This is a genomic window from Nonomuraea sp. NPDC049269 (assembly GCF_043197155.1).
In the GTDB taxonomy this organism is placed as follows: Bacteria; Actinomycetota; Actinomycetes; order Streptosporangiales; family Streptosporangiaceae; genus Nonomuraea.
This window is the reverse complement of the sequence record NZ_JBICSO010000013.1, coordinates 150,500-174,054: the sequence shown is the minus strand read 5'-3', so window position 1 is coordinate 174,054 and position 23,555 is coordinate 150,500. Positions and strand designations below refer to the sequence as shown.

General features: G+C 70.1%; 24 protein-coding genes and 2 pseudogenes. 12 read left to right on the top strand and 14 right to left on the bottom strand.

Annotated features, from left to right (window positions below; translation table 11 throughout):
- Positions 1–7 precede the first annotated feature (7 nt).
- Positions 8–2,311: an Ig-like domain-containing protein gene (locus ACGFNP_RS54820; RefSeq protein WP_393332183.1), complete on the bottom strand. Its 2,304-nt coding sequence runs from the start codon at positions 2,309–2,311 to the stop codon at positions 8–10.
- 161 nt (positions 2,312–2,472) lie between these two features.
- Positions 2,473–3,309 carry a helix-turn-helix domain-containing protein gene (locus ACGFNP_RS54815; RefSeq protein WP_393332180.1) on the bottom strand — a complete coding sequence of 279 codons (837 nt, stop codon included), beginning with the start codon at positions 3,307–3,309 and terminating at the stop codon, positions 2,473–2,475.
- 256 nt (positions 3,310–3,565) lie between these two features.
- On the opposite strand from ACGFNP_RS54815, the gene ACGFNP_RS54810 reads away from it, so the two are divergent.
- Together ACGFNP_RS54810 and ACGFNP_RS54805 are read left to right on the top strand one after the other, a co-directional pair.
- Complete coding sequence (locus ACGFNP_RS54810; protein ID WP_358318352.1) at positions 3,566–4,525, top strand: alpha/beta hydrolase; 960 nt, start codon at positions 3,566–3,568, stop codon at positions 4,523–4,525.
- Between the two features lie 68 nt (positions 4,526–4,593).
- Positions 4,594–4,806, top strand: coding sequence for a hypothetical protein (locus ACGFNP_RS54805; protein WP_393332178.1), 213 nt, complete (start codon positions 4,594–4,596; stop codon positions 4,804–4,806).
- Between the two features lie 69 nt (positions 4,807–4,875).
- Here the strand turns inward: ACGFNP_RS54805 and ACGFNP_RS54800 are convergent, their stop codons facing one another.
- Together ACGFNP_RS54800 and ACGFNP_RS54795 are read right to left on the bottom strand one after the other, a co-directional pair.
- A complete protein-coding gene (locus tag ACGFNP_RS54800) occupies positions 4,876–5,334 on the bottom strand; it encodes a hypothetical protein (protein WP_393332569.1) in 459 nt (152 codons plus the stop codon).
- A gap of 54 nt (positions 5,335–5,388) precedes the next feature.
- Positions 5,389–5,433, bottom strand: a pseudogene (locus tag ACGFNP_RS54795) (hypothetical protein); the annotation flags it as partial.
- Between the two features lie 39 nt (positions 5,434–5,472).
- On the opposite strand from ACGFNP_RS54795, the gene ACGFNP_RS54790 reads away from it, so the two are divergent.
- Positions 5,473–5,940 carry a TetR-like C-terminal domain-containing protein gene (locus tag ACGFNP_RS54790; RefSeq protein WP_393332174.1) on the top strand — a complete coding sequence of 156 codons (468 nt, stop codon included), beginning with the start codon at positions 5,473–5,475 and terminating at the stop codon, positions 5,938–5,940.
- 25 nt (positions 5,941–5,965) lie between these two features.
- Here ACGFNP_RS54790 and ACGFNP_RS54785 read toward each other — a convergent pair whose 3' ends face one another.
- Positions 5,966–6,715, bottom strand: coding sequence for a TetR/AcrR family transcriptional regulator (locus ACGFNP_RS54785; protein WP_393332170.1), 750 nt, complete (start codon positions 6,713–6,715; stop codon positions 5,966–5,968).
- Positions 6,716–6,837: 122 nt separating this feature from the next.
- On the opposite strand from ACGFNP_RS54785, the gene ACGFNP_RS54780 reads away from it, so the two are divergent.
- Complete coding sequence (locus tag ACGFNP_RS54780; protein ID WP_393332167.1) at positions 6,838–8,220, top strand: serine hydrolase domain-containing protein; 1,383 nt, start codon at positions 6,838–6,840, stop codon at positions 8,218–8,220.
- Between the two features lie 80 nt (positions 8,221–8,300).
- Here ACGFNP_RS54780 and ACGFNP_RS54775 read toward each other — a convergent pair whose 3' ends face one another.
- Positions 8,301–9,122: a helix-turn-helix transcriptional regulator gene (locus ACGFNP_RS54775; protein ID WP_358318358.1), complete on the bottom strand. Its 822-nt coding sequence runs from the start codon at positions 9,120–9,122 to the stop codon at positions 8,301–8,303.
- 160 nt (positions 9,123–9,282) lie between these two features.
- Between ACGFNP_RS54775 and ACGFNP_RS54770 the strand changes: the two genes are divergently transcribed.
- Positions 9,283–10,008 carry an alpha/beta fold hydrolase gene (locus ACGFNP_RS54770; protein WP_393332163.1) on the top strand — a complete coding sequence of 242 codons (726 nt, stop codon included), beginning with the start codon at positions 9,283–9,285 and terminating at the stop codon, positions 10,006–10,008.
- A 20-nt stretch (positions 10,009–10,028) separates the two neighbouring features.
- Here the strand turns inward: ACGFNP_RS54770 and ACGFNP_RS54765 are convergent.
- Positions 10,029–10,250: pseudogene (locus ACGFNP_RS54765) on the bottom strand (MBL fold metallo-hydrolase); the annotation flags it as partial.
- Positions 10,251–10,434: 184 nt separating this feature from the next.
- Here ACGFNP_RS54765 and ACGFNP_RS54760 point away from each other — a divergent pair.
- Complete coding sequence (locus tag ACGFNP_RS54760; protein WP_393332160.1) at positions 10,435–10,632, top strand: MarR family transcriptional regulator; 198 nt, start codon at positions 10,435–10,437, stop codon at positions 10,630–10,632.
- A 78-nt stretch (positions 10,633–10,710) separates the two neighbouring features.
- Here ACGFNP_RS54760 and ACGFNP_RS54755 read toward each other — a convergent pair whose 3' ends face one another.
- A complete protein-coding gene (locus ACGFNP_RS54755) occupies positions 10,711–11,163 on the bottom strand; it encodes a winged helix-turn-helix transcriptional regulator (protein WP_393332157.1) in 453 nt (150 codons plus the stop codon).
- A gap of 86 nt (positions 11,164–11,249) precedes the next feature.
- Here ACGFNP_RS54755 and ACGFNP_RS54750 point away from each other — a divergent pair, with 86 nt between their 5' ends.
- Positions 11,250–12,464 (top strand): MFS transporter, encoded by a 1,215-nt coding sequence (locus ACGFNP_RS54750; RefSeq protein ID WP_358318362.1) that lies wholly within the window; start codon positions 11,250–11,252, stop codon positions 12,462–12,464.
- 580 nt (positions 12,465–13,044) lie between these two features.
- On the opposite strand, the gene sucB is transcribed toward ACGFNP_RS54750, so the two are convergent.
- Genes sucB through ACGFNP_RS54735 form a run of 3 tightly spaced genes read right to left on the bottom strand, consistent with a single transcriptional unit; the run spans position 13,045 to position 17,435 of the window.
- Entirely contained in the window at positions 13,045–14,508 is a 1,464-nt protein-coding gene (gene sucB, locus ACGFNP_RS54745) for a 2-oxoglutarate dehydrogenase, E2 component, dihydrolipoamide succinyltransferase (RefSeq protein ID WP_393332153.1), read from the bottom strand.
- Between the two features lie 38 nt (positions 14,509–14,546).
- The gene (gene lpdA, locus ACGFNP_RS54740) at positions 14,547–15,911 is read right to left on the bottom strand and encodes a dihydrolipoyl dehydrogenase (RefSeq protein ID WP_358318364.1); all 1,365 of its coding nucleotides are present in this window, start codon (positions 15,909–15,911) and stop codon (positions 14,547–14,549) included.
- A gap of 51 nt (positions 15,912–15,962) precedes the next feature.
- On the bottom strand, positions 15,963–17,435 hold the full coding sequence (locus ACGFNP_RS54735) for a leucyl aminopeptidase (RefSeq protein WP_393332150.1): 1,473 nt from the start codon (positions 17,433–17,435) through the stop codon (positions 15,963–15,965).
- 105 nt (positions 17,436–17,540) lie between these two features.
- On the opposite strand from ACGFNP_RS54735, the gene ACGFNP_RS54730 reads away from it, so the two are divergent.
- Entirely contained in the window at positions 17,541–17,888 is a 348-nt protein-coding gene (locus ACGFNP_RS54730; RefSeq protein ID WP_214637855.1) for a GntR family transcriptional regulator, read from the top strand.
- Entirely contained in the window at positions 17,885–18,289 is a 405-nt protein-coding gene (locus tag ACGFNP_RS54725; protein ID WP_358318366.1) for a hypothetical protein, read from the top strand. The genes ACGFNP_RS54730 and ACGFNP_RS54725 overlap by 4 nt, the downstream gene beginning before the upstream one ends.
- Before the next feature lie 28 nt (positions 18,290–18,317).
- Here ACGFNP_RS54725 and ACGFNP_RS54720 read toward each other — a convergent pair whose 3' ends face one another.
- Positions 18,318–19,076 (bottom strand): adenosylcobinamide-GDP ribazoletransferase, encoded by a 759-nt coding sequence (locus ACGFNP_RS54720; RefSeq protein WP_393332147.1) that lies wholly within the window; start codon positions 19,074–19,076, stop codon positions 18,318–18,320.
- Between the two features lie 216 nt (positions 19,077–19,292).
- On the opposite strand from ACGFNP_RS54720, the gene ACGFNP_RS54715 reads away from it, so the two are divergent.
- Positions 19,293–20,093, top strand: coding sequence for an ATP-binding cassette domain-containing protein (locus tag ACGFNP_RS54715; protein WP_358318368.1), 801 nt, complete (start codon positions 19,293–19,295; stop codon positions 20,091–20,093).
- Positions 20,094–20,115: 22 nt separating this feature from the next.
- On the opposite strand, the gene ACGFNP_RS54710 is transcribed toward ACGFNP_RS54715, so the two are convergent.
- Entirely contained in the window at positions 20,116–21,111 is a 996-nt protein-coding gene (locus ACGFNP_RS54710; protein WP_393332144.1) for a bifunctional adenosylcobinamide kinase/adenosylcobinamide-phosphate guanylyltransferase, read from the bottom strand.
- Positions 21,112–21,246: 135 nt separating this feature from the next.
- On the opposite strand from ACGFNP_RS54710, the gene ACGFNP_RS54705 reads away from it, so the two are divergent.
- A complete protein-coding gene (locus tag ACGFNP_RS54705; RefSeq protein ID WP_214637851.1) occupies positions 21,247–21,453 on the top strand; it encodes a hypothetical protein in 207 nt (68 codons plus the stop codon).
- A gap of 66 nt (positions 21,454–21,519) precedes the next feature.
- Here the strand turns inward: ACGFNP_RS54705 and ACGFNP_RS54700 are convergent, their stop codons facing one another.
- On the bottom strand, positions 21,520–22,521 hold the full coding sequence (locus ACGFNP_RS54700) for an aldo/keto reductase family protein (RefSeq protein WP_393332140.1): 1,002 nt from the start codon (positions 22,519–22,521) through the stop codon (positions 21,520–21,522).
- A 56-nt stretch (positions 22,522–22,577) separates the two neighbouring features.
- Here ACGFNP_RS54700 and ACGFNP_RS54695 point away from each other — a divergent pair, with 56 nt between their 5' ends.
- Positions 22,578–23,549: an SMI1/KNR4 family protein gene (locus ACGFNP_RS54695; RefSeq protein WP_393332137.1), complete on the top strand. Its 972-nt coding sequence runs from the start codon at positions 22,578–22,580 to the stop codon at positions 23,547–23,549.
- The last annotated feature ends 6 nt before the right edge of the window (positions 23,550–23,555 follow it).

Here is a 23,555-nt window from a genome sequence, read left to right as displayed (position 1 = left end):
CAGCTCCTTAGGGGATGACGGTGAGGAAGAGCGACGACCGCGTGTCGGTCCCGGTGGCGTCCACGCCGTGGCCGCCGGTGTAGTCGCGCCGCTCGTTGCCGGCCCAGTCGGTGATCGTGACGCCGCCGACGTCGAGGTGCTGCCAGCCGCTCCCGTTCCAGCCGAAGCGGTAGATCGTCGTGGGGCTCGGGTAGTAGTCCTCGTACGCCGCGGCCGGCCCGTCGGCCTGCTTCTTCAGCACGTTGTTGAACAGCACGTTGTTCGGCCCCGACGCGCCGGACCACTTGACCGCCTTGGGACCGGCCGACCAGTAGACGGGGAACCACGTGCCGTCGTCCGTTCCGCCGCCCTCGCCTCCGCAGCGCGCGGAGCAGCTGCCGGACCTGTGGTCGTAAGGCACCGTGCTCCGGTTGAGCTCGAAGAGGTTGTTGCGCTCCCAGCCGCCGTGCAGGTTGAGGTCGGAGTCGAACTTGTTGCCGATGGCCACGTTGCCGGAGGCCGACCACTGGAAGGTGAAGTGCCGCAGGCCGGTGGTGGTGTTGCCGGCGTAGACCGAGTCCCAGACGCGCGATCCGCGCAGGTAGCCGTTGCCGCCCTTGCCCTTGTTCCACGCGCCGTCGAGCGTGTTGTCGACCACCGACAGGTTCTTGGCCTCCTCGGTGACGATCGGGTGCGACCCGGTCATGTGCATGCGGACGCCCTTGATCCAGGCGTCGGCCGCGTGCTTGACGACGATGCCGTGCATCTCGGCGGCCGGCGCCATGTTGCCGTAGTTGTGCACGGCGGCCTGCTCGTCCAGGCCGGGCAGGTCCTGGGTGAGGAAGAAGTTCGTGAAGCCGACACCCACCACCGGGTCGATCAGCGGCGCGACCTTGGAGGCGTACACCGTGTTGCCGATGGCCGCGGAGCCGTCCGAGGTCGAGTCGACCGGCACATCGAATTCGAGGGGCTTGTCGAGTCGCACGGTCTTCGCGGTGGTGTCGAGCGCCTTGACCTTGAAGATCTGCTGCCGCATGTGCAGGTTCTCCAGGTCGCCGCTGCCGGCGGACACGGTCATCTGCGCGTAGAAATCGCGGGTGTTGGCCGCGCGCACGTTGACGTAGCCGCCCACCTTGATGCCCGCCATCAGGGCCGCCGAGGTGCTCGTGCTCAGGTAGACCGTGTCCTGGCCGGTCTTGCCGGCGAATCCCGGCACACCGGGCATGGCGCGCAGCTTGACCCCCGAGACCCAGTGCGCGTTGACCGTGCCCTCGAACAGGTCCTTGCGGTTGGCCGGGGCGTCGTCGTAGGTCTCGTCGTCCTCGTCGGCGGTTCCCGCGCCGGGGCATCCGGCCTGCGCGCCGACCCGGTACTGGGCCGCAACGCACCGCGACTCGACCCGGAACAGCCCGCGACCCGGCCACAGCCAGCCGCCGTTGGCCTTGCCCCACTCCATCGCGGACTGGTCCCAGTCGGAGCCGTCGGAGGTCAGCGTGTCGTACAGGGTGGCGGGGCCGGGCCGGTAGACGATCTTGGTTCCGGTGGCCGGGTCGGCGCCGGCACCGGAGATCACCAGGTAGTCGGCGTCGACCTTGATCTCGCCGGTCACCAGTAGCTCGCCCTGGGGGAGCTGAATGGAGCTGAGCCGGTCCGGGGCCGCGGTGGGCGAGCACTGTGTCCGTACGAAGTCGATCGCCGCCTGCAGTCCCGCGGTGTCGTCGCCGCCGTCGCCGGGGATCACGCCGTACGTGGTGGCCAGCACCGCTGGGGTCAGGCGACAGGCGGTGCCGGTGGTGTAGTCCTCAGAGCCGGGGAGGGGCGCGCCTTCCCGGTAGCCCGCCTTGGACCAGTCGTACAGCCCTGCCACGGGAGCACGGCGGTTCGCGGCCGTCAGATCAAGGCCGGTGCGCGCCTCACCCTCTGCGGGCGGTGTGGGCGTGACGGTCGGGGTCGGGGTCGGGGTCGGAGTGGGGGTGGGGGTCGGGGTGGGTGGCTGTGTGGTGACCGTGAACGTGGCCTCGGTGGAGACCGTGGTCCCGGCAGCGCTCCATCTCGCCTTGAGCTCATGGCCGCCGGTCGAGGTGTTCACCGTCCACTGGTACGGGGCGGTCGTGTCCTTGCCGAGGTAGGCGTTGTCCAGCAGGAACTTCACGCCGTCGGTCACCACGCCCGGATCGGCCAGATCCGCGGTGAAGGGTGCGGTCACGCTGCCGCCGGCCAGCGGAACCCCGTTCACCGCGAGGTACGGGCCCTCGGCCCATGCGATCGGCACCATGCCTAAGCCGAAGACGGCCACCAAGACGGCCACCGGCCGCCAGCGAAACCTGGACACGTGGGAAGTCCTTCCTGTCGGGAGTCGCGGTTCACGAGCGTGTGAATCGTCGCCGCCCCGGCGAGGGAAGTACATCGATCACCCAGTACGCGGGACACCGCAGGACGGCCCCACCTCCGACCTGCGGGGACGCCCGGAGAACCGGGAAATCCTGGAACGCTTCAGCGACCCGCGCCCACGCACTTCCTGGCGCCGCTGGTGAGTTCGGCGCAGGCGTAGCCCACCTCCGGGCCGGCCGCGGCGACCATGGGCGTGGCGGCGGCGGAGCCGGTACGGTCCTTGCCCTTGGCCTCCGCGCCGCCGTCACCGGTGATGTTGACCCGGTCGTAGCGGCGCGCGCCGGCCAGCACGCCCCACGCGGCCCGGCACACCGGGCTGTAGCGCAGTTCGAGCCGCGCGTAGTCCACCTGGACCGACGCGGTGACGACCGCGTCGCGATCACAGCCCAAGGGCTCCGCCGCCCGCCCGGTGCAGTCGCGCGCCTGGCAGCTTCCCACAGGGGTGGGCGTACGCGGCTCGGCCGGCGAGGCCACGGGCCGGGAGATCGCACCGGTCACCACCGCGACCACCAACCCGATGGCCACCACCGTGATCCCTATGGCGAATATCGCGAGCCACCGCCGCATCGGCGAAGGGCCCCTGACCACCCCAAGGGGCCTGGTCGGCTCCGCGTCATGCTCTTCGTCCACCCGAGAGCCGTCGCCGCTCGCCGCGTACGACCCCTCGCCGGCCCGGCCGCCCGCCTCGGCGGCCAACTCCCACAGCGCCCGCAGCCGGGCCTGATCGGCGTCGGCCAACGCGCCCAGCGCGGCGACCACCGCGTACGGGGCGAGGGCCTGGCCGTTGAGGTACCGGCTCCACGCCGACTTGCTGCACGCGGTCTTCTTCGCCAGCTGCCCCAGGCTCAGCCCGGTCCGGTCCTTCATGACCCGCAACTCGACGGTGAGATGCCGCATCTCCGGGCTCAGCGAATCCGCCAGCGGTCGCCAGGCGCTCACGCATCCCCCCGTCCCCCGCGCGCGAACTCGTGGGCGTCGTGGACTGATGTCGAGCCGATGATATTCGGAGAATTCACTCGGTATCGGGCAGCAAGCCGACACATCCAGAGCTGACCAACTCCCTGTTAGGGCAGAGTTTTATGCCCTGTTTGCTGCCTATATCCGGTTTAGCGGAAAGGGTTAAATCGCATGGCGCATGGTCCGGGGGTCGCCTCCGCAGGGGAGACCGGCGCATCAAACCATTGAGGAGAATCACATGTCCGACCAGCCTGTTCAGCCGGTCCTGGAGCCGGCGGCAGCCGCCTTCGCGAAGGCCACCGCCAATCCGCCGTACCTGTTCGACCTGCCGCCATCCGAGGGCCGCAAGGCGGTCGACGAGGTACAGTCCGGCGAGATCGACAAGCCGGACATCGACGAGGAGTGGATCACCGTCGCGGGCGGTCCGACGGGCAGCGTCCGGGCCCGCATCGTCAAACCGGCCGGGGCCGAGGGCACGCTGCCGGTGATCCTCTACATCCACGGCGCGGGCTGGGTGTTCGGCAACGCCCACACTCACGACCGGCTCGTACGCGAGCTCGCCGTCGGCGCCGACGCCGCCGTGGTCTTCCCCGAGTACGACCTTTCCCCCGAGGCCCGCTACCCGGTCGCCATCGAGCAGAACTACGCCGTCGCCCAGTGGATCGTCCAGCAGGGCGCGGCCAAGGGACTGGACGCCTCCCGCCTGGCTGTGGCCGGAGACTCGGTCGGCGGCAACATGACCGCCGCGCTGACCCTGATGGCCAAGGAACGCGGCGACGTCCCGCTGCGCCAGCAGGTCATGTTCTACCCGGTCACCGACGCGAACTTCGACACCGGCTCCTACCACCAGTTCGCCACGGGCTACTTCCTCCGCCGCGACGGCATGCAGTGGTTCTGGGACCAGTACACGACCGACGAGGCCCAGCGCGCCGAGATCACCGCCTCCCCGCTGCGGGCCACCGTCGAGCAGCTCGCCGGCCTGCCCCCGGCCCTGGTCATCACCGGCGAGGCCGACGTCCTGCGCGACGAGGGCGAGGCCTACGCCGCCAAGCTCCGTCAGGCGGGCGTCCCGGTCACCGCCGTACGCTTCCAGGGCATCATCCACGACTTCGCCATGCTCAACGCCCTGCGCCAGACCCACGCCGCCGAGGGCGCCATCACCATGGCCATAGCCACCCTGCGCTCCGCGCTCCGCTAGCGTTTGGCGTGCAACCCTAGAGGAAACTATCAGTAATGACTCGGTAACTCTATGCAATGGGAGTCCACATGCGTCGTCTGGTAGTCAGCCTCGTCTCCGTAGCCGCCGCGGGCGCGCTGACACTCGGCTTTGCCGCGACAGCTCAGGCCGCCGCCCGCGAGTACATCACCGTCGCCGCGTGCGTGTTCGCCGGTGGCGTGGTCGTTCCTGACTGGCTGAGCCCGACCGGACGCACCTGCGTCGGCGGCGGCTATCACGGGTCCCCGGTCTTCCCCTACTGACACTCCGCCATGCGAACGGGCCCGCCTCCCGCTACTCCGGGGGGCGGGCCCGCTTTGCGGGTCGTGGCCTCAGGCGGGGCTGAACCAGCGGGTGAGGGCTGTCTTCAGACTGTCGGGGTCCGCGCCCGCCCAGGCGACGTAGCCGTCGGGCCGGATGAGCAACGCGGGTGCCGGAGCGTCGTCGGCGGTCGCGGTCACGCGGTGCACCTGATCGTTCCAGGGCTCCGCGGTGGCGGCGAGATCGTCCCCGCCGGTGAGGTCGAGAAGCAGGGGGCGGGCATCGCGCAGGAGCTCGGCGAGGCGCCGTTCGCGTCCGTCGTCGGTGGTCAGGTCGATGGGCGGGACGAACCAGCCGGTGGGTGCGGCGGGGTGTTCCTCACCCATGTCGTAGCGGACATCGGCGCCCGCCACCAGGGCGGCGACCAGGTGCACGTTCTCGGTGCGGTCGAGGAGTTCGGCGAAGAGCCGGCGTAGTGCGGTGACGTCGCCTCCGGGCGCCGTCAGAGCGGTCGCGGCCTGGGTATGCATGAGCACGCGTTCGCCGCTCGCGTGGCGTTCTGACTCGTAGGTGTCCAGTAGGCCTTCCGGGGCCCATCCCCGCAGCGTGGCGGCGATTTTCCAGGCCAGGTTGGCCGCGTCTTGCAGCGCCAGGTTCAGGGTCGGCCCGTGCTCTACCGGCGCTGGCCGCAGCGCGATGACCTGCTGCTGGTCACTCTCGCCAAGTTCTGGCAGCCGATCGCGGTGCCCGACACCGGCGGCCTCCGCGATGACGCGGTCGGCTTCCTGCGCAACGCCGACGCTGACCGGGCAAGCATGATCACGTTGATGAGCGTGCAGTTGGTGGACTACTTCCGCGACACCGGAACCAGCCTCGAAGAGCTACGCGACACCCTCATCACGCCGGGCCAGGCGACCGCCTTCGAGATGATCGTCGCCCGCGCGGTCGAGCGCGGCGAGCTGCCCGATGTGCCGCGTTCGTCCCGCGTGGTGAACCTGCCGTTGGACCTGTTGCGCCACGAGATGTTCATGACGATGCGCGCGGTGCCGGAGGAGTCGATCGTCGAGATCGTGGACGAGGTGTGGCTGCCGCTGCTGCTGGGGCTGCCTGGGACCTCGCCGACGACCTCGGTGTGATCGACCCCGTCTGCTTGATGCTTGGCTATGCCGAACCTTCCGCGGGGGAGTAGCGAGCGGCCAGACCTTGGAGGACACATGCGAGTCCGCCGGCGAACTCGTCGTCGCGGGCGGCGCTCACGTTCTGGTTTCGCTGGGCGGCGTACAGCTTCCGCAGCCGCGGGTAATCCTGTACGGCCTGTTCGGCGGCCGGCCACAGGCTCGCGGCCCATTCCTGCTCGCTTCGGCCGCTGCGGGCGAGTGTGGTCAACCAGGCGGCCTCGCCGGTCGACACCCCGATGACGTAGGCCACGACCGTGTTCAGGGCCCGATCGGCCGCTTCCAGGGTGAAGCCCCCTTGCTCGAACGCGGCGAGGACGGCCTCGTTCTGCCGCATCACGTTCGGCCCCAGATAGGCCACGCCCGTCTCGCCGAGCACGGAGACGATCCAGGGGTGGCGCAGGACTGTGGCCCGCAGGCTGTGGGCGTAGCGGGTGATGGCCGCCCGCCAGCCCGCGGGGTCGTCGGCGGCCGGTGCCTCGACCTCGCCGTAGACCTGGTCGACGAGCAGTTCGAGCAGCTCGTCCTTGTTGGCCACGTGCGTGTACATCGACGTGGCCCCGGCGTTCAGGCGGGTGCCGAGCTTGCGCATGCTCAGGGCGTTGATGCCTTCGGTGTCCAGCAGTTCTAGCGCCGCGGACACGATCTGCTCCCGGCTCAGCGGCTGCTGCTGCTCGAGTCGTCGCCGCTGCGGACGAGCCCACACCGACGGGTACGGCTGTTTGTCGGCCGGCATGCGTTCTCCCTCACGACGATCCCTCCGAACAGTGTACGGCTTGCCCAACGATGTTCGACCTCCGTACAGTGTGCGAAGCGCCGCACACTGTACGGTGCTTCAGGGGAAAAGGAGCCGTCTTCATGTCGTCATCGCCATTCGACACCGACCGCTGGCAGGCGAGGCTTGATGAGCTGCGCGCCGCCCACCACGTGCCGGGGGCCGCCCTGGCGGTGCTGGCCGGCGGGAGAATCCATGAGCTGGCCGGCGGCGTGCTGCACCGGGGGACCGGCGTGGAGGTGACCACGGACTCGGTATTCCAGTCCGGTTCGATCGCCAAGGTGTACACGGCGACGCTGGTGATGCAGCTCGTCGACTCCGGTGAGCTGCGGCTTGACAGCAGGGTCGCCGACGTTCTGCCGGGCTTCAGGGTCGCCGATGACGAGGTCACGAAGAGCGTGACGATCGGGCGGTTGCTCAGCCATACCAGCGGGATCGCCGGGGACTTCCCCCACGACAGCGGTCGCGGGGACGACTGCCTCGCCCGCTACGTGGCGGCGTGCGCGAGTGTGGGTCAGGACTGCCCGCCGGGGACCGTTATCTCCTACAGCAGCACCGGGTACGCGATTCTCGGCCGAATCGTGGAGGTGATCACTGGTCAGACCTGGGACGACGCGTTGCGCGACCGGTTGCTGACGCCGCTCGGCCTCGAACATTCGATGACCTTGCCGGAGGAGGCGCTGCGGTTCCGGGTGGCGATGAGCCATCTCGGCGAACTGGGACGGGATCCGGAGCCGGCGCCTGTGTGGGACATGTTGCCGCGCTCGGCCGGGCCGTACGGGCGCGTCCTCATCACCGCCGCCGACGTCGTCCGCTTCGCGCGGATGCATCTCGACGGCGGTACCGCGCCCGACGGCAGGCGCGTGCTGTCCGCCGAGTCGGCGGCGGCGATGCGGCGGCGCGTGGCCGACTGCCTGGACGGATGGTCGTTCATGGCGGACGGATGGGGTCACGGGTGGGCGCTGTACGACTGGGACGGTGTCGCCGGCTACGGTCACGACGGCGCAGCGGGCGGGCAGTTCTCGTACCTGCGTGTCGTGCCTGGCAGTGGCGTCGTCGCCGCGCTGCTGACCAATGGCGGCGGCGCGACCGGTCTGTTCGTCGACCTGTTCCAGGAGCTGCTCGGTGAGCTGGCCGGGGTGCGGATGCCCGACGTCTTCGCTCCCGCCGAGGAAGGGCGGCCGGTCGATGTCGCCGCGCTCGCGGGCACGTATGAACGCGAAGGTATGCGCATCATGATCGGCGAGCGGGACGGTGTGCCGCGCCTGCGAGTGGAGCTGACCGGCGCGATGGCCGGCTACTCACCGCCGATGGAGGCCGACCTGGTGGCGGTGTCCGACACGGTGCTCGCGATGCCGGGCATCGGTCCCGTGAGCGCGCCATGGCTGCCACTGGTGTTCGGGACGCTTCCGGATGGCACGCCTTACGTGTATTTCGGCATGCGGGCGGCCCCGAAGATCGCCTGACGAGCGCACGGATTGCCGCGATCGGCGGGCAGCCGCCCGCTTGCCCAAGGCCCCGGGCGAGTGGCTGAGCATAGGCGGGGTCATGTCCGCATGACGGACGCGAGGAGCGCCAGCTTGTCGGCACTGTCGGTGCCCGGGTCCGGGTGGAGGACGACGAGCGTCTGGCCTGTCGCGCCGCTGACGCCCAATCTCTCCCGGTTCAGCCACAGGCTACCGACCTGGGGGTGGTCGATGTGCTTGGGTGTGCCTTCGCACGTGTTCACGTCGTGGCGGGCCCAGAGCCTGCTGAAGCGAGGGCTGGCGAGGGAGAGCTCGCCGACGAGTTCGATGAACCGGGGGTCGTCCGTGTCGGTGCCGACGGACTTGCGGAAGCCGGCGACCATGCCCTGCGCGGCGTCCTCCCAGTCCGGGTAGAGGGCCTGCTCGGCGGGGTCGAGGAACACCTCCCGCAGGCGGTTGCCCCCAGCCACGAGTCGCGGCGACAGAGCGGTCGCCGCCGTGTTGGCGGCGAGGACGTCGAAGTAGCGGCCCTCCACGTACGCGGGGAGCGGAAGCGTGACGACGAGCTTGGCGACGCCCGGAGGGACGGTCTCCTTCCGGGGGCGCCGTCGCCGCCGCCGCGGTTTTCCCACCCCGAGGCGTAGCAGGTAGGCCGTCGCGTCGTCGTCGAGCAGCAGCACGCGGGCGAGGGACTCGAGGACCTGCGCGGAGGGGTTGCGGTCCCGGCCCTGCTCCAGGCGCAGGTAGTAGTCGGCGCTGATGCCGGCGAGCATCGCGACCTCCTCCCGGCGCAGGCCCGACACGCGCCGTACGCCCACGGAGGGGATGCCGGCCTGTTCAGGAGTAACGAGCTCCCGGCGCGCGCGTACGTAATCGCCCAGAAGGTTGAATGCGTCGCTCATGTCCCCACCGTAATTCGCGCACCTTCGTGCGTGCCTGGTCCTGTCACCCCCAGGATCGCGGGGGCTCTGGCTCCGTCAGCGGGTGAACGGAAACCTCACCTCCGGGATGAACATCGGCGAAATCGGCCGGTGGTCCCTTTCGCGAGCAAGGAGCTACACCATGTCAACATATTTGCTGGTACACGGGGCCTGGCATAGCGGGCAATGCTGGGAGCGGGTGGTCCCGTTGCTGGCATCGGCCGGGCATCGGGTGGTCGCGCCGTCGCTGACCGGCTTCGGCGACAAGGCGCATCTGCTCGGCCCCGAGGTAGGGCTGGACACGCACGTCGACGACATCGTCAGGCTGATCACCGAGGAGGACTTCACCGATGTGATCCTGGTGGGCCACAGCTACGCCGGGCTGGTCATCTCGTCCGCTGCCAACCGGATCCCGGATCGGATGGCCCATCTGGTCTATCTCGACGCGATGGTCCCGGAGGACGGCGAGAGCGCGGTGGATGTGCATCCCGTGACCCAGGCCCTCATCGACCGCGCCGCGGAGTCCGAGGTCGGCTGGCGGATCCCGCCGATGCCCGAGTTGCCACCGCCCCTAGGCCTGTTCGGGGTCACCGACCCGGCGGACGTGGCGTGGCTGCGGACGATGTTGTCGGATCAGCCGGTGCTCTGCCTCCGGCAACCGGTCCGGCTGGACAACCCGGCCGTGCGCACGATTCCGCGAACGCACATTCACTGCGTCGCCGGCGTACCGGAGGGCATCAAGCGGCGGGCCGTCCCAGCGATACAGCCCAACGGCAGCCCGGCACAGGTGTGGGAACTTGACACGGGCCACGACTGCATGATCACCATGCCGGCCGAGCTCACCGAACTACTGCTCAAGCTCGGCTGACCAGCCCACCCGAGCCGCGCGGGCCGCTTCGTGGCTGAGAGCTCGGGATGGGCGACCTGAACCGGCGAGTGCAGCGCGTCGCCGAAGGCGATCAGCCGCCGCCCGCCGGAGCTGAGCACGTAGGCGGCGTGGCCGGGGGTGTGCCCGGGAACCAGGCCGACGTGCACGCCGGGGAAGATCTCCTCCCCATCGGCAACGGTACGGACCTGAGGAGCCAGTTCCGAGTGCCGTCGGCCGCCCATTCCGGCCCGGTCAGTAGGACCTCGGCGCCGCGGAAGGGCCTCGAGTCGTGCAGCAGCCAGCCGGTGTGATCGAGGTGCAGGTGAGTGATGGCCACCGCCTCGATCTCCTCGGGGCCGCGGCCGAGCTCGGCCAGGTTGTCGAGCAGGTCGCCGCCGCGGAGCGCTACGCGAGCTGACCGGCCCGATGACCCTCCGCGAGCTCTCCGACCGGATGAGCTGCGAGCCGTCCAACGCGACGTTCATCGCCGACAAGCTGGAGCAGCGCAGCCTGATCGAGCGCCACGCCCACCCCCAGGACCGGACTCGCGTACGTCCCCTGCTTCCTGACAAGCGGCTGTTCCGGAAGAGCGGGCCAGGGCGGCGGAGGCGGTTGCCAGAATGACGGTGTCTGCTCGCTGCCACGCTTGTAGAGGGGCATCGAGTGCGGGGCCCGATGGGACGGTTTCTGGCGCGGCTGGGCTCAGGCGGTTTTCCGAACGTGCGACGCTTCGGCGGAGAGCGGTGCGCCGTCTTGGCCGAGCGGGTGGAGTTCGGAAAGCTCCCGCCCTTGGTCGTCGACGAGAATGGAGTGCGGCTCGTCCGGGGCGAAGGCGTGGCGCTCGCCCCATTGGCGGAGGGCGACGACGGCCGTGAAGAGGTCCTGCCCGGCTTCGGTGAGCCGGTACGTGTGTCTTCTGCCGTCGGTGGCGGCGCTCTTGTCAAGGATGCCGTGCTCCACGAGTTTGCGGAGCCGGTCGGTGAGGATGTTGCGTGCGATCCCCAGTCGCTGATGGAACTCGGTGAAGGTCGTCGCCCCGTCCATCGCGTCGCGGATGATCAGCAGGCTCCACCGGTCGCCTATCAGGTCGACGGTTCGTGCGACCGGGCAGGCCGGGTCGGTCCAAGCGCTTCCTGCGGCGAGTGTGACGTTCACTGGCCCCCTCCGTGATGAGTTGCAATATGAAACCAGTATGTCCTAGCTTCAGATAAGTTGCATTTTGAAACTTATCGGAAGGCGATATGTCATCAGGGTTGACCAGGAGGCAGCGGGCCGTGCTCGCGCTGGTGTGCGCGGTGGCGGTGTCGACCGTTTACGGCATCCAGCCGGTCCTCGAGGCCGCGGGCGAGGACCTCGGGCTGAGGGAAGGAGCACTGGGATGGCTGGTCGCCGCCGGTCAGATCGGCTATCTCGCGGGGGTGGTGCTGCTGGTCCCGCTCGGTGACCTGTTCGACCGCCGCAGACTCATCACGGTGCACTTGCTGCTCACAGCAGTGGGTGCGGGGGTGGCCGCCGCCGCACCCAGCGGTGGCATCGCGATCGCGGGCCTGGCCCTGGCGGGGCTGTTCGCCGTGGTCGTCCAGGTCACGGTGGCCTACGTCGCCGCCGTCTCACCGACCGGCGAGAGGGGCCGCAACATCGGAGTGGTCACCTCGGGCGTGGTCATCGGGATCCTCGGAGTGCGGGTGGTCGCGGGCACACTGGGCGAGCTGACCGACTGGCGCATGGTCTACCTGGTAATCGCTGGGCTTTGCGCGATGCTCGCGCTCGCCGCCCGATTCACCCTCGAGGCCGACATCCGCCGCCCCCGAGCCCGATACGGGCAGCTGCTGTCATCGCTGGGTCGTCTGGTCGTCGGCGACCGGCTCTTTCTCAGTCGTGGTCTGGTCGCGTTCTTCCTCTTCGCCTCCTTTGGCACGCTGTGGAGCGGACTGGCGCTCCCGCTCGGTGACGCGCCGTGGCACTTCGGCACTACCGAGATCGGATTGTTCGGACTCGCCGGTCTCACCGGGGCGCTGGGCGCGGCCCGGGCCGGCCGATGGGCCGACCGGGGCCTAGCGCCCTCGGTCACCGGCTGGTCGCTGGCCCTGCTCATAGCCGCGTGGCTGCTGATCGCTCAAGCGGGGTCATCGCTGTGGCTGTTGATCGTCGGCGTCATCGTCCTGGACTTCGCCGTGCAAGCCGTTCACGTCAGCAGCCAGCACCTGCTCACCACCGCCCGCCCCGACCAGAGCAGCAGCGTCATCGGCGTCTACATGGCCTTCTACTCCCTCGGCTCCGCGCTCGGTGCGATCACCACCACCTGGGCCTACAGCGCCATGGGATGGTCGGCCGCCAGCCTGCTCGGCGCAGCCTACGCCGCACTCGGACTCCTCGTCGCCACCTCGACCCGACGTTTCACCGCCCTACCGCGGGCGCACCGACCAAGTGCGTCCGTATCGGATACCTCCCGCTGACACTCGCCGGCGCGAGCGCACAGCACAGAGCAAGCACCGTTGACCGGCCTTGCAGCCGTTTCCCATGCCCGCTACTCCAGAAGGGCTTCCATCACTTTCGGGCTGACCGTCACCCCAACCTGGCAGTTCGTGTGGCTGGGACGTGGACGGGCCGTCGTGGGATCTGCCTGCCTGAGCGACGGGAGCCTGCTGCGAGGTGCCTATCGTCAAGAGGCTGCTGGCGGGGTCCATCGAATGGCAGAAGGCCGCCGGGAAGGGCTGCGTAGCGAGTTCAGCGGGCGCCTGATCTCGAGCCTTCCTCAAGAAGTGTGGGACAGGGTCGCCGCTTCTCACGTCATTGCGTCTGGGCAAACGATCGAGGGTTTGGGCGAAGCGCGCGGCGGAGCCGCGTTTCAGAGGGCGTCCGAGCGGAGCGAGGCCCTTCAGGGGTCGGGCCTTTAGCCCGGCTGGGGGCAGCGTCTGAGCTTCCAAAGCGCGAAGCGCCAAGCGAAGCCCGTTGTGGCGGGGTGGGCATCAGACGGTCAATCACGTGGGCCAGGGCCGAGGAAGGCGATCAATCCTCGGCCCTGGCGCGCATGAACTACGCGAGACCCAGCTGGGCCTCGAAGCGCCCCTCTTCCAGGCGACGCTTCACGGTCGTCAGGAAGCGGGCCGCGTCCGCGCCGTCGACGAGGCGGTGGTCGTACGTCAGCGCCAAGTACACCATCGAGCGCACCGCGATGACCTCACCCTCAGCGGTGTCGATCACGACGGGACGCTTCACGACCGCGCCGGTGCCGAGCATGCCGACCTGCGGCTGGTTCAGGATCGGCGTGTCGAACAGGGCGCCGCGGCTGCCGGTGTTGGTCAGCGTGAAGGTGCCGCCGGTGATCTCGTCGGGCGTCACCTTGTTGGCGCGGGTGCGCTCAGCCAGGTCGGCGGTCTTGCGGGCGAGGCCGGCCAGGTTGAGGTCGCCGGCGTTCTTGATGACCGCCGCGATCAGGCCGCGCTCGGTGTCGACCGCGATGCCCAGGTGCTCGACGTCGAAGTAGGTGACCTCCATGGTCTCGTTGTTGATGGTGGCGTTGAGCTTCGGGTGCTGCTTGAGCGCCTCGATGGCCGCCATCTCGAAGAACGGCATGAACGACAGCTTGACGCCCTCGCGGCGCAGGAAGTCGGCCTTGGCCTGGTCACGCAGCCGGGAGATCTTGGTGACGTCGACCTCGACGACCGTGGTGAGCTGGGCCGCGGTCTGCAGCGACTCGACCAGTCGCTTGGACATGGTCTGACGCAGCCGCGACATCTTCTCCGTACGGCCGCGCAGCGTGGTGTCGACCTCGACGGGCTCGGGGGCGGCGGCCGGGGCCGGCGCGGTCTGAGCGGGTGCGGCGGCGGGAGCCTGGGCAGCGGCGGCGGGCGCCGGGGCGGCGGCCTGCTCGCGCTGCGACTTGGCGGCCTCCAGGACGTCCTGCTTGCGGATGCGACCGCCCACACCGGTGCCACTGATCGAGTCGAGGTCGACCCCGTGCTCGTTGGCGAGCTTGCGCACCAGCGGTGTCACGTAGGGGCTGTCGCCCGAGGACGGCAGCGGGGTCGGCTCGGAGACGGCCGGCACCTGCTGGGCGGGCGCCGGAGCGGCCGGGGCCTGCTGCGCCGGAGCCGGCGCGGGGGCCGGTGCCGGAGCCGGGGCCTGAGCCTGGACGGGGGCGGGCTGCGGGATCGAGGAGACCGGGGCGGGAGCCGGGGCGGGCTCGGGCTCCGGCTGCGGCTCGGGCTGCGCGGCGGGGGCCGGGGCGGCCTGCTGCGCCGAGGCGCCGCCGGCCTGGCCGTTCTCGTCGATGACGGCGAGCTCCGCGCCGACCTCGACGGTTTCGTCCTCAGCCACGACGATCTTGGTGAGGACGCCGGCGGACGGCGACGGGATCTCGGTGTCGACCTTGTCGGTCGATACTTCGAGGAGCGGCTCGTCGGCCTCGACGCGCTCGCCTTCCTTCTTCAGCCAACGGGTTACCGTGCCCTCGGTGACGCTCTCGCCGAGCTGGGGCATCTGTACAGAGACCGGCATCGTTATCTTCTCTCGCGTTCTGATCTCGAGGGCTTGGACTAGTTGTGTACGTGCAACGGCTTGCCGGCCAGGGCCAGCATCGCCTCACCGACTGCCTCGGACTGGGTCGGGTGCGCGTGGATGAGCTGGGCGACCTCTGCGGGCAGAGCCTCCCAGTTGTAGATGAGCTGACCCTCGGTCACGAGCTCGCCGATGCGGCGGCCCACCATGTGAACGCCCACGACGGGTCCGTCCTTCTGGGCGATGACCTTGACGGCGCCCGCGGTGCCGAGGATCTGGCTCTTGGGGTTGCCCGCGAGGTCGTAGACCTGTTCGACGATCTCGATGCCGCGCTCGGCGGCCTGCGCGGACGTGATGCCGACCGAGGCGACCTCGGGGTCGGAGTAGGTGATCCGCGGCACGCCCGCGTAGTCGATGGCGGGCGGGTTGAGCCCGGCGATGTGCTCGGCCACCATGATGCCCTCGGCGAACCCGGCGTGGGCCAGCTGGAGGGTCGGGATCAGGTCACCGATCGCGTAGACGCCGGCGACCGAGGTCTGGCAGTGCTCGTCGACCACGACCGCGCCGCGCTCGACCCTGATGCCCTGCTCCTCGAAGCCCATCCCGGCCGAGACGGCGCCGCGGCCGACCGCGACCAGCAGCAGCTCGGCGTCGAGGGTCTTGCCGTTGGCGAGCGTGACGACCACGCCGGTGTCGGTGGTCTTGACGCCCTCGAAGAAGACGCCCAGCTCGTACTTGATGCCGCGGCGGCGGAAGGCGCGCTCCAGCAGCTTGGAGCTCGACTCCTCCTCGGTCGGCAGCAGGTGGGGCAGCGCCTCGACGATCGTGACCTCAGCGCCGAAGGAGCGGTAGACGCTGGCCAGCTCGACGCCGATGACGCCGCCGCCCAGCACGATCACCGAGGCGGGCACGCGGTCCATCTTCAGGGTGTGCTCGCTGGTGATCACGCGCTCACCGTCGATCTCCAGCCCGGGCAGCGTCTTGGGCGCGGAACCGGTGGCCAGGACGATGTTGCGGCCCTCGTACACCTCGGAGCCCACCTGGATCCGGTGTGATCCGACCAGGTGGCCCTCGCCTTCGACGATCGTCACGCCGGCGCCCTTGAGCAGGCCCTGCACGCCCTTCCAGGCACGGGTGACGATCTTGTCCTTGAACGCGTGGACGCCCGGCACGTCGATGCCGTCGAAACGCGCCTTGACGCCGAACGCCTCGCTCTCGCGGGTCTCGTCGGCGACCTCGGCCGAGTGCAGCAAGGCCTTGGTGGGGATGCATCCCCTGTGCAGGCAGGTGCCGCCGATCTTGTCCTTCTCGATCAGGGCGACCGTCTTGCCCAGCTCAGCCGCCCGTAGCGCGCAGGCGTATCCGCCGCTGCCGCCTCCCAGGACGACGATGTCGTAGGCCACAGTCAGGCTCCTTGTCGGGGTGTTCGTGATGCCGTCATCTTTTCATTTGTTTCAGATGCTCGCGTGCCGCTCGGCCAGTCCGATGAGCGTGCGGGTGATGGCCCCCGTGCCGCCCTTCGGCGTGTAGCCGTGTGGCTCGCCCTTGTTGAACGCGGGTCCGGCCATGTCGATGTGCGCCCAGCGCACCCCGTCCGGCACGAACTCCTTGAGGAAAATGCCCGCGGCCAGCATGCTGCCCCAGCGCTCGGGCTGGAGGTTGGCGATGTCCGCGATCGGGGAGTCGAGGCCCTTACGCAGTTCCTCCGGCAGTGGCATGCCCCAGGCGCCCTCGCCCGCGGCGCCCGCCACCTCGACGACCAGCTCGCGCACCGCGTCGTCGTTGGCCATCACGCCGGCCGTGCGCCAGCCGAGCGCGACGATCTGCGCGCCGGTGAGGGTGGCCACGTCGACGATCAGGTCGGGGGAGTCCTCGGCGGCGCGCGCGATGCCGTCCATGAGGACCAGGCGGCCTTCGGCGTCGGTGTCGAGCACCTCGACCGTCTTGCCGCTGTAGCTGTGGATGACGTCGGAGGGGCGCTGCGCGGTGCCGCTGGGGAGGTTCTCGGCCAGGCAGAGGTAGCCGACGACGTTCACCTGCGGGGCGAGCCGGGCGATGCCGATCAGGGCGCCCAGGACCGCGCCCGCGCCGCCCATGTCGGACTTCATCCAGTCCATGGAGGCCGACGGCTTGAGCGACAGGCCTCCGGAGTCGAACGTGATGCCCTTGCCCACGAACGCCAGCGTCTTGGTGGCCTCGGGGTGGCTGTAGGAGAGGCGGACCAGGCGTGGCGGGTTGGCCGAGCCCTGGCCGACGCCGATGAGGCCGCCGTAGCCGCCGTCCTTGAGCTGCTTGTCGTCTAGCACCTCGACGGTCAGCCCGGCCTCGCCGCCACGCTGCTCGGCGATCTCGGCGAACTTGGCCGGCCACAGGTCGGAGGGCGGCGTGTTGACCAGGTCGCGGACGAGTGTGACCGACTCTGCCAGCACGGTGGCGCGTCCGGCGATCTCGTCGGACCCGTCGCTCGAGAGCACGGTGAGGTCGCCCACGGGCTCCTTCGACTCGCCGTTCGTGCGGTAGCGGGAGAAACCGTACGCGCCCAGCAGCGCGCCCAGAGCCACGGCCTCGGCCTCTTCGGCCGATTCGGTGGGCAGGACCAGGGCGGCGCGGGCCGTACCGGCGAGGGAGCGTACGGCGGCACCCGCGGCGCGGCGCAGTGCCTCGGCGTCGGCGGAGTCACCGAGACCCACCGCGACCAGCAGCGGAGCGGCGAGAGCGCCGAACACGGGCACCTTGGCGAGCTCTCCGGGCTTGCCGGAGAAGCCGATGGCGGTGAGCGAGGCGGCGAGCCTGCCGCCGAAGGCCGCGTCGAGAGACTCGGCGCCCTTAGCAGGGCGAGGGCCTTCGGGGCCGGACCGGAACCCGACGATCAGCGCGTCGGTGTCGAAAGAGACTGGATCTGCTGAGTTCAGCCGCACAGTGGTCACGTAAACCGATGCTATCCAGGGTTTCGAGGTACTCACAAACAGGGGTTCATCCCACCAATCTCCGATGCCCAAACATGAAGCCTTGGTGCTAGTGTCATTAGCACCATGTTGCTGACTCTGGACCTCAATGATGCGCGTCCCCTGCACGAGCAGGTGGCCGGCGCGATCCGCCGTGCCATCGGCGAGGGCTCGTACGCGCCGGGCGACCGGCTGCCACCCGCCCGCGACCTGGCCGAGGCGCTCGGCATCAATCCCAATACGGTGCTGCGCGCCCTGCGTGACCTGCGCGACGAGGGGCTGCTGGAGTTCCGGCGGGGGCGCGGCGTCAGTGTCGCGGGCCGCGCCGACGGGCGGGCACTGCTCCTGCAGCGGGCCCGCGAACTCCTGGAAGAGGCCATGAGGCTCGGCTACCGCCGCGAAGACCTCATCACGATGCTGGAGGAACTGCCATGATCCCCCGATTCGCCGTCGCCGCGTGGGGGCTGATCGTCAGCGCCGCGCTGGTCGCGGCTCCGCTGGCGCTGCGCGACCGGCTGCCCGAACCGCTGGCCACGCACTGGCGGCGGGGCCTCATGTCCGACGGCGAGATGTCGTTCACCTCCTATCTCCTCATGAGCGTGGGCGTGTGGTGCGTGACCTGGGCGGCGTGGTCCGAGGTGCGGTATCCGAGCCAGGTCGGGGGCTGGGGCATACGCGGGCTGCCGGGCAGCGCCACCATCATGCTCCGGGGTGGCGAGTGCCTGATCATCCGCTACCGCTCCGGCGGACAGCTCGCCGTGAGCGTCGACGACGCCGAGCGGGGTGCGGCCCTGATCAACGCGCTGATCGCCGAGCGGCCTCCCGTGGGGGCGTGAGGTTCTTCGGTACGACAGGCGGCGCCGGTCAGCCGAACAGGGCGCAGACGGTGAGTGTGGCGGCCGTGGCGGTCTCGACGAGCGCGCCCAGCACGTCACCCGTGACGCCGCCCAGACGCCGTCTGGCATGGCGGAGCAGGAGCAGCGCCGCCCCGAGCCCGGCGACCACACCGAGAGGGAGCACATAGACCAGCCGGTGCCCCGCCACCGAGCCGAGTCCGTGGTCGGCCGCCGACCCCAGGGCCGCGGCCGCCGCCAGGGCCGTGGCGGTGGCCGCCCAGGCGGCGCCTGGGCGTACCGTGCCCGCGACCAGCGCCCCGAGCCCGTCGGGACGGGCGGCGGGGACGGCTGACCGGCAGGCCCAGGTGAGCGCCAACCGGCCGGTCACGCAGGCGGTCACCAGGGCGGCCGGCCCGAGCCCGGACAAGGCGGCCACCTGGACGACCAGCACCAGCACCAGCGCCATCACACCAAACGGCCCAATATCCGACTTTTTCATGATGTCGAGCGCCTGAGGGGCAGGTTTCCCACTGCCCAGCCCGTCCGCGAGATCCGCCAGCCCGTCCAGATGCAGTCCACGCGTCAGCACGGCCAGCAGCCCCACCGCGAGCGCAGCACCCAGCAACGGCGGCCCCGGCAGCAGCAACAGCGAACCGCTCACCAGCCCCAGCACCAGTCCAAGGACCGGAGCCAGCACCATCGCCCGCCCCGCGACCACACGATCGACGCGTGTCACCCGGACCGGAAAGACACTCAGCGTCCCGATCGCGAACCGCATCCCGTCCATCACTCCAATTCCCCCCACGGTTGTCGGCATGCCCACGGACCGGGGCCAAGAAGACGCACGTTACGGGGCCCAGCCCCGTAAACCGGAGGAGCGTGCCCCTGGACAGACGCCGGCCCCGTATGGCGGGTGGGGCTCACCGGGCTGGCCGTAAAAAATAGAAATGCACCTCACCAGCGGAGGCTGATCGCGGTCGGGGGCGGCCACTAGGGTGGCCGGATGCACGTTGTTGAACTCGAAGGCGTAGGAGTCCGGGTCGCCGGCAAGTCGCTGCTGAGTGCGGTCGACTGGCGAGTGGAGTACGGCGAGCACTGGGCCGTGCTCGGGCCCAACGGTGCGGGCAAGACGACGCTGCTCTCGCTGGCCGCCGCGATACGGCACCCCACAGAGGGTACGGCCAGCATCCTCGGCCACCGGCTCGGCCGGGCCGACGTGCGTTCGCTGCGGCGCCACATCGGCCTGGTGGCCTCCAGCCAGCGGCTGATCGACGAGGAACTCCTGGAGGAGGAAGGCGCCACCGCCCTCACCGTGGTGCTCACCGGCCACACGGGCACCAGCGCCCCCCTCTGGGACCGCTACGGCGAGGCCGAGCGGGATCGCGCGCTGCGACTGCTGGGGGACGTGGGCTGTAAGGACCTGGCCGACCGCCTGTTCCGGGTGTGCTCCCAGGGCGAGCGGGCCAGGATCAGGGTGGCCAGGTCGCTCATGTCGGACCCGGCGGTGCTGTTGCTCGACGAGCCGTTCGCCGGCCTCGACCTGCCGGCCCGTGAGGACCTCATCGAGACGGTGGAGGACCTGGCGATGACCAGGCCGGTGCTCACCACGGTGACGGTGACCCACCGCCTGGAGGAGGTGCCCGCCACGACCACGCACGCCATGCTCATGCGTGAAGCGCGCGTCCTGGCGGCCGGCCCGGTCACGGACGTCCTCACACCGGCGAACCTGTCCGACTGCTTCGGCCGCTCCCTGCACGTCGACCGCATGGACGGCCGCTGGTACGCCAGAGCCATCCGCCACTAGGCCCAGCGGGGCGCAGGGGGCGTCACAGGCGCAGGAGGCGTCCGGCGACGACGAGGGCGACGTCTTCTGACTCGGCGGCGAGGCGTTCGTTGAGCCGCCCCAGCGCGTCCCTGAACGCCCGCCCGCTGGCCGTCGCGGGCACCACCCCCATGCCCACCTCGTCCGACACGGCCACGAGGCGCCGGCTCGTTCCCCGCCACGCCGCCACCAGCTCCTCGCAGCGCTCATCCACCGGCGCCCGGTCGCCGTCCCAGGCGCCGTGCTCGTCGAACACTGCCGCCAGCCACGTACCCAGCCCGTCGATCAGCAGCGGCGTCGTGGCCGCGCGGATCGTCCCCGCCAGGTCGGTGGTCTCCACCGTCGCCCAGTGGGCGGGCCGCCGCTCCCGGTGGGCCCGTACCCGCGCCGCCCACTCGCCGTCGCCTTCGCCACGCGAGCCGGTGGCGACATAGGTGACGTACGGGTCGGCGGCCAGCCGCAGCTCGGCCTCGGCCGACTTGCCCGATCGGGAACCGCCCAGCAGCAGGGCCCGCCTCGGCTGTTCCGGAGCGGGGGACGCGGGGAGGGTGGTGTCGAGCGTCGTTCCGTCCGGTACGGCCCGCACGCGCCACAAGGCGAGCCGCCGTGCCAGCTCCTCCTGGGACCTGACCCGGTGATCCAGCCCGACGGCCACCACCTGGGTACGGTCGCCTGCCAGCCCCGCCCGCCGGAGGAGCCCGATCCGCTCGGGCCGATCGAGCGGCTCGACCAGCACGACGTCGTACGGCGCGTCCGGGGCCGCCGTCGTGTCCTGGGCCGCGTACAGCAGGCGGGTGCCGTCGGGACCCTCCAGGCCGTGACCGCCGGCGAGGATCCGGTAGCCGCGCGGCACGTCGTCGAACGGGAAGCGCACCACACCGTCGACCACGAGCTCGAACGGCCGGCGATGGCCGGAGGGGAGACCGGCGCACGAGGCGCACGGGCAGCCCGGCTCCGGCCAGCCGGTGCCGGCCGCTGTACCGGCGAGAAAGAGTTTCACCGGGTTGAGCGTACAAAGACGACGCCCGCCACCACACGACATGCGCGCGGCATCGATCGACCTCCAAGCTCGGGAGTAGGGTTCCAGTGCCGTCGGAGGGTGCGTCGGCGAACCCGCGGAGAAGGAGCGTATGGCATGACATGGCGGTGGCGTTATGAAAATGCAAACGGTGGTGAGGTGACGGATCGCCCTTTGCCGCGCGAAGTTTTTCCGAGCCAGGCGGACGCGGAGTCCTGGCTTGGCGAGAACTGGGGTGAGCTGCTGGAATCCGGCGTCGAGCAGGTGGCGCTGCTCGACGAGGACCGGGTCGAATACACGGGATTGTCATTGCGTCCGGAGTGAGTCCAGGAGAAATGAAAAACCCCTTGAGCGTCATTGTCGCTCAAGGGGTTTTTGCCGCCCGGGGTGTTATGGGCGCTTCGGCGGGCTTGCCGTCTTGGCGGGGTCACGCTCGATCACCGGGCCGAGAACGGTGTCGATCCGCTCCAGCACGCCGGAGTCGAGCTTGACGCCGACCGCCTTGACGTTGTCGCGCACCTGCTCGGGGCGGGAGGCGCCGACGATGGCGCTGGCGACGTTCGGGTTCTGCAGCACCCAGGCGACCGCCAGCTGCGCCATGGTCAGGCCCAGGTCGGCGGCGATCGGCTTGAGCTCCTGTACGCGGCCGAGCACGTCGTCGTTCATGAAGCGGGAGATCATGTCGGCGCCGCCGGCGGTGTCGGTCGCCCTGGAGCCCTCCGGCGGGGCCTGGCCGGGCAGGTACTTGCCGGTCAGTACGCCCTGCGCGATGGGCGACCAGACGATCTGGCTGACGCCCTCGCGCTCACTGAGCGGCACGATCTCCGGCTCGATGACCCGCCAGAGCGCCGAGTATTGCGGCTGGTTCGACACGATCCGGTCGAAGCCCATGTCGTCGGCGATCTTCAGCGCCTGGGCGATCTGGTCGGCCGTCCACTCGCTGACGCCGAGGTAGAGGACTTTGCCCTGCCGTACGAGATCGTCGAAGGTCTTGAGCGTCTCCTCCAGCGGCGTCTCGTAGTCGAAGCGGTGCGCCTGGTACAGATCGACGTAGTCGGTCTGCAGCCGCCGCAGCGACCCGTGGATGGACTCGGTGATGTGCTTGCGGGACAGGCCGCGGTCGTTCCGTCCGGGGCCGGTCGGCCAGTAGACCTTGGTGAAGATCTCCAGCGACTCCCTGCGTACGCCCTTCAGCGCCCTGCCGAGCACCGATTCGGCCTTGGTGCCGGCATAGACATCGGCAGTGTCGAACGTGGTGATGCCTTCGTCGAGCGCCGCCTGCACACACTGCTTGGCGGCGTCCTCCTCGACTTGGGAGCCATGGGTGAGCCAGTTGCCGTAGCTGATCTCGCTGACCTTGAGACCGCTGCGACCAAGGGTACGGAATTCCATAGATCCGACCTTAGGCGGTCTCATGGGGTGATCTATTTCGGGATAGGGTGCGCGACGTGCTGAAGCTCGTACGGTTGGCGCTGACCGCGGCCATACTGACCGCGATAGCGGTACGGCTGCGCCGCAGAGCCCATAGGACGGAGACGGAACCGGAGCCGACCGGCCCCGAGCCCATCCTGGGCCGCCCGACCAGGGCGGATCTGGCCCGTTACGCGGTACGCGGGAAGGGGCGGCCGACGGCGGCGCTGTTCGGAGTGGGCGCGCTGACCGCGGTCGTCTTCGGGGTGTTCGCCCTCATGGGCATGCCGATCCATGACCGGGAGGAGGACGCTCTCGGACAGCTGGCTCGCGACTCTGTGAGGCAGTCGGCCATGGCCGCCGACCCCGAGGCCACTCCCGACTACGTGTCCTGGACGCCTCCGCCCGCCGTACCCGATCCGGCCTGTCACCCCGAGCGGCGCCCGGTCACCGTCCGGCCGCTGGACCCGCAGGTGAGACGGTCGGTCGACCGGCAGTGGCGGCGCATCGAACGGTGGCTCAAGGCCGAGGCGCCCAAGACGTACGCGACGCTGGGCCGTCCGGGCCGGGCCGGGACGATCGCCGTCGCCGAGTCGCAGATGGGTGTGGACTTCCCCGACAGCCTGCGCGCCTCACTCCTGCGCCACAACGGTGCGAAGGGCTTCGGCCTCGGGTACGGTGCGCAGCTGTCGACCAGGCAGATCCGCGACGCCTGGCGGCAGATGTGCCAGGAGGATCCCACCAATCTGGGGCCCGAGCCCGGGGCGGAGTTCTCCGGCGTGCTGATCCCGTTCCAGGACCGCTATGACGAGGGCTACGGCCTGATCGACTCGGAAGGGGGATCCCTGTCGTGGGACGTGGCGCAGGAGGGCATGTTGAGCACGTCGGCCCTGCCCTCCTATGACGCGCTGCTGCGCGCCACCGCCGACGCCCTGGAGCAGGGCGGGACGGTCGACGGCACGCGGCCGCGCGTGGTGCGCGGGAAACTGCGCTGGGAGAGGGCCGGCTGAGACGGC

Bases quoted from the DNA above. Each gene is read 5' to 3' on its own strand.
- ACGFNP_RS54810 (WP_358318352.1), top strand. From the start codon at position 3,566: ATGTCCGACCAGCCTGTTCAGCCGGTCCTGGAGCCGGCGGCAGCCGCC.
- ACGFNP_RS54805 (WP_393332178.1), top strand. From the start codon at position 4,594: ATGCGTCGTCTGGTAGTCAGCCTCGTCTCCGTAGCCGCCGCGGGCGCG.
- ACGFNP_RS54800 (WP_393332569.1), bottom strand. From the start codon at position 5,334: ATGCATACCCAGGCCGCGACCGCTCTGACGGCGCCCGGAGGCGACGTC.
- ACGFNP_RS54785 (WP_393332170.1), bottom strand. From the start codon at position 6,715: ATGCCGGCCGACAAACAGCCGTACCCGTCGGTGTGGGCTCGTCCGCAG.
- ACGFNP_RS54780 (WP_393332167.1), top strand. From the start codon at position 6,838: ATGTCGTCATCGCCATTCGACACCGACCGCTGGCAGGCGAGGCTTGAT.
- ACGFNP_RS54775 (WP_358318358.1), bottom strand. From the start codon at position 9,122: ATGAGCGACGCATTCAACCTTCTGGGCGATTACGTACGCGCGCGCCGG.
- ACGFNP_RS54770 (WP_393332163.1), top strand. From the start codon at position 9,283: ATGTCAACATATTTGCTGGTACACGGGGCCTGGCATAGCGGGCAATGC.
- ACGFNP_RS54760 (WP_393332160.1), top strand. From the start codon at position 10,435: ATGACCCTCCGCGAGCTCTCCGACCGGATGAGCTGCGAGCCGTCCAAC.
- ACGFNP_RS54750 (WP_358318362.1), top strand. From the start codon at position 11,250: ATGTCATCAGGGTTGACCAGGAGGCAGCGGGCCGTGCTCGCGCTGGTG.
- sucB (WP_393332153.1), bottom strand. From the start codon at position 14,508: ATGCCGGTCTCTGTACAGATGCCCCAGCTCGGCGAGAGCGTCACCGAG.
- ACGFNP_RS54730 (WP_214637855.1), top strand. From the start codon at position 17,541: ATGTTGCTGACTCTGGACCTCAATGATGCGCGTCCCCTGCACGAGCAG.
- ACGFNP_RS54725 (WP_358318366.1), top strand. From the start codon at position 17,885: ATGATCCCCCGATTCGCCGTCGCCGCGTGGGGGCTGATCGTCAGCGCC.
- ACGFNP_RS54720 (WP_393332147.1), bottom strand. From the start codon at position 19,076: ATGGACGGGATGCGGTTCGCGATCGGGACGCTGAGTGTCTTTCCGGTC.
- ACGFNP_RS54715 (WP_358318368.1), top strand. From the start codon at position 19,293: ATGCACGTTGTTGAACTCGAAGGCGTAGGAGTCCGGGTCGCCGGCAAG.
- ACGFNP_RS54705 (WP_214637851.1), top strand. From the start codon at position 21,247: ATGACATGGCGGTGGCGTTATGAAAATGCAAACGGTGGTGAGGTGACG.
- ACGFNP_RS54700 (WP_393332140.1), bottom strand. From the start codon at position 22,521: ATGGAATTCCGTACCCTTGGTCGCAGCGGTCTCAAGGTCAGCGAGATC.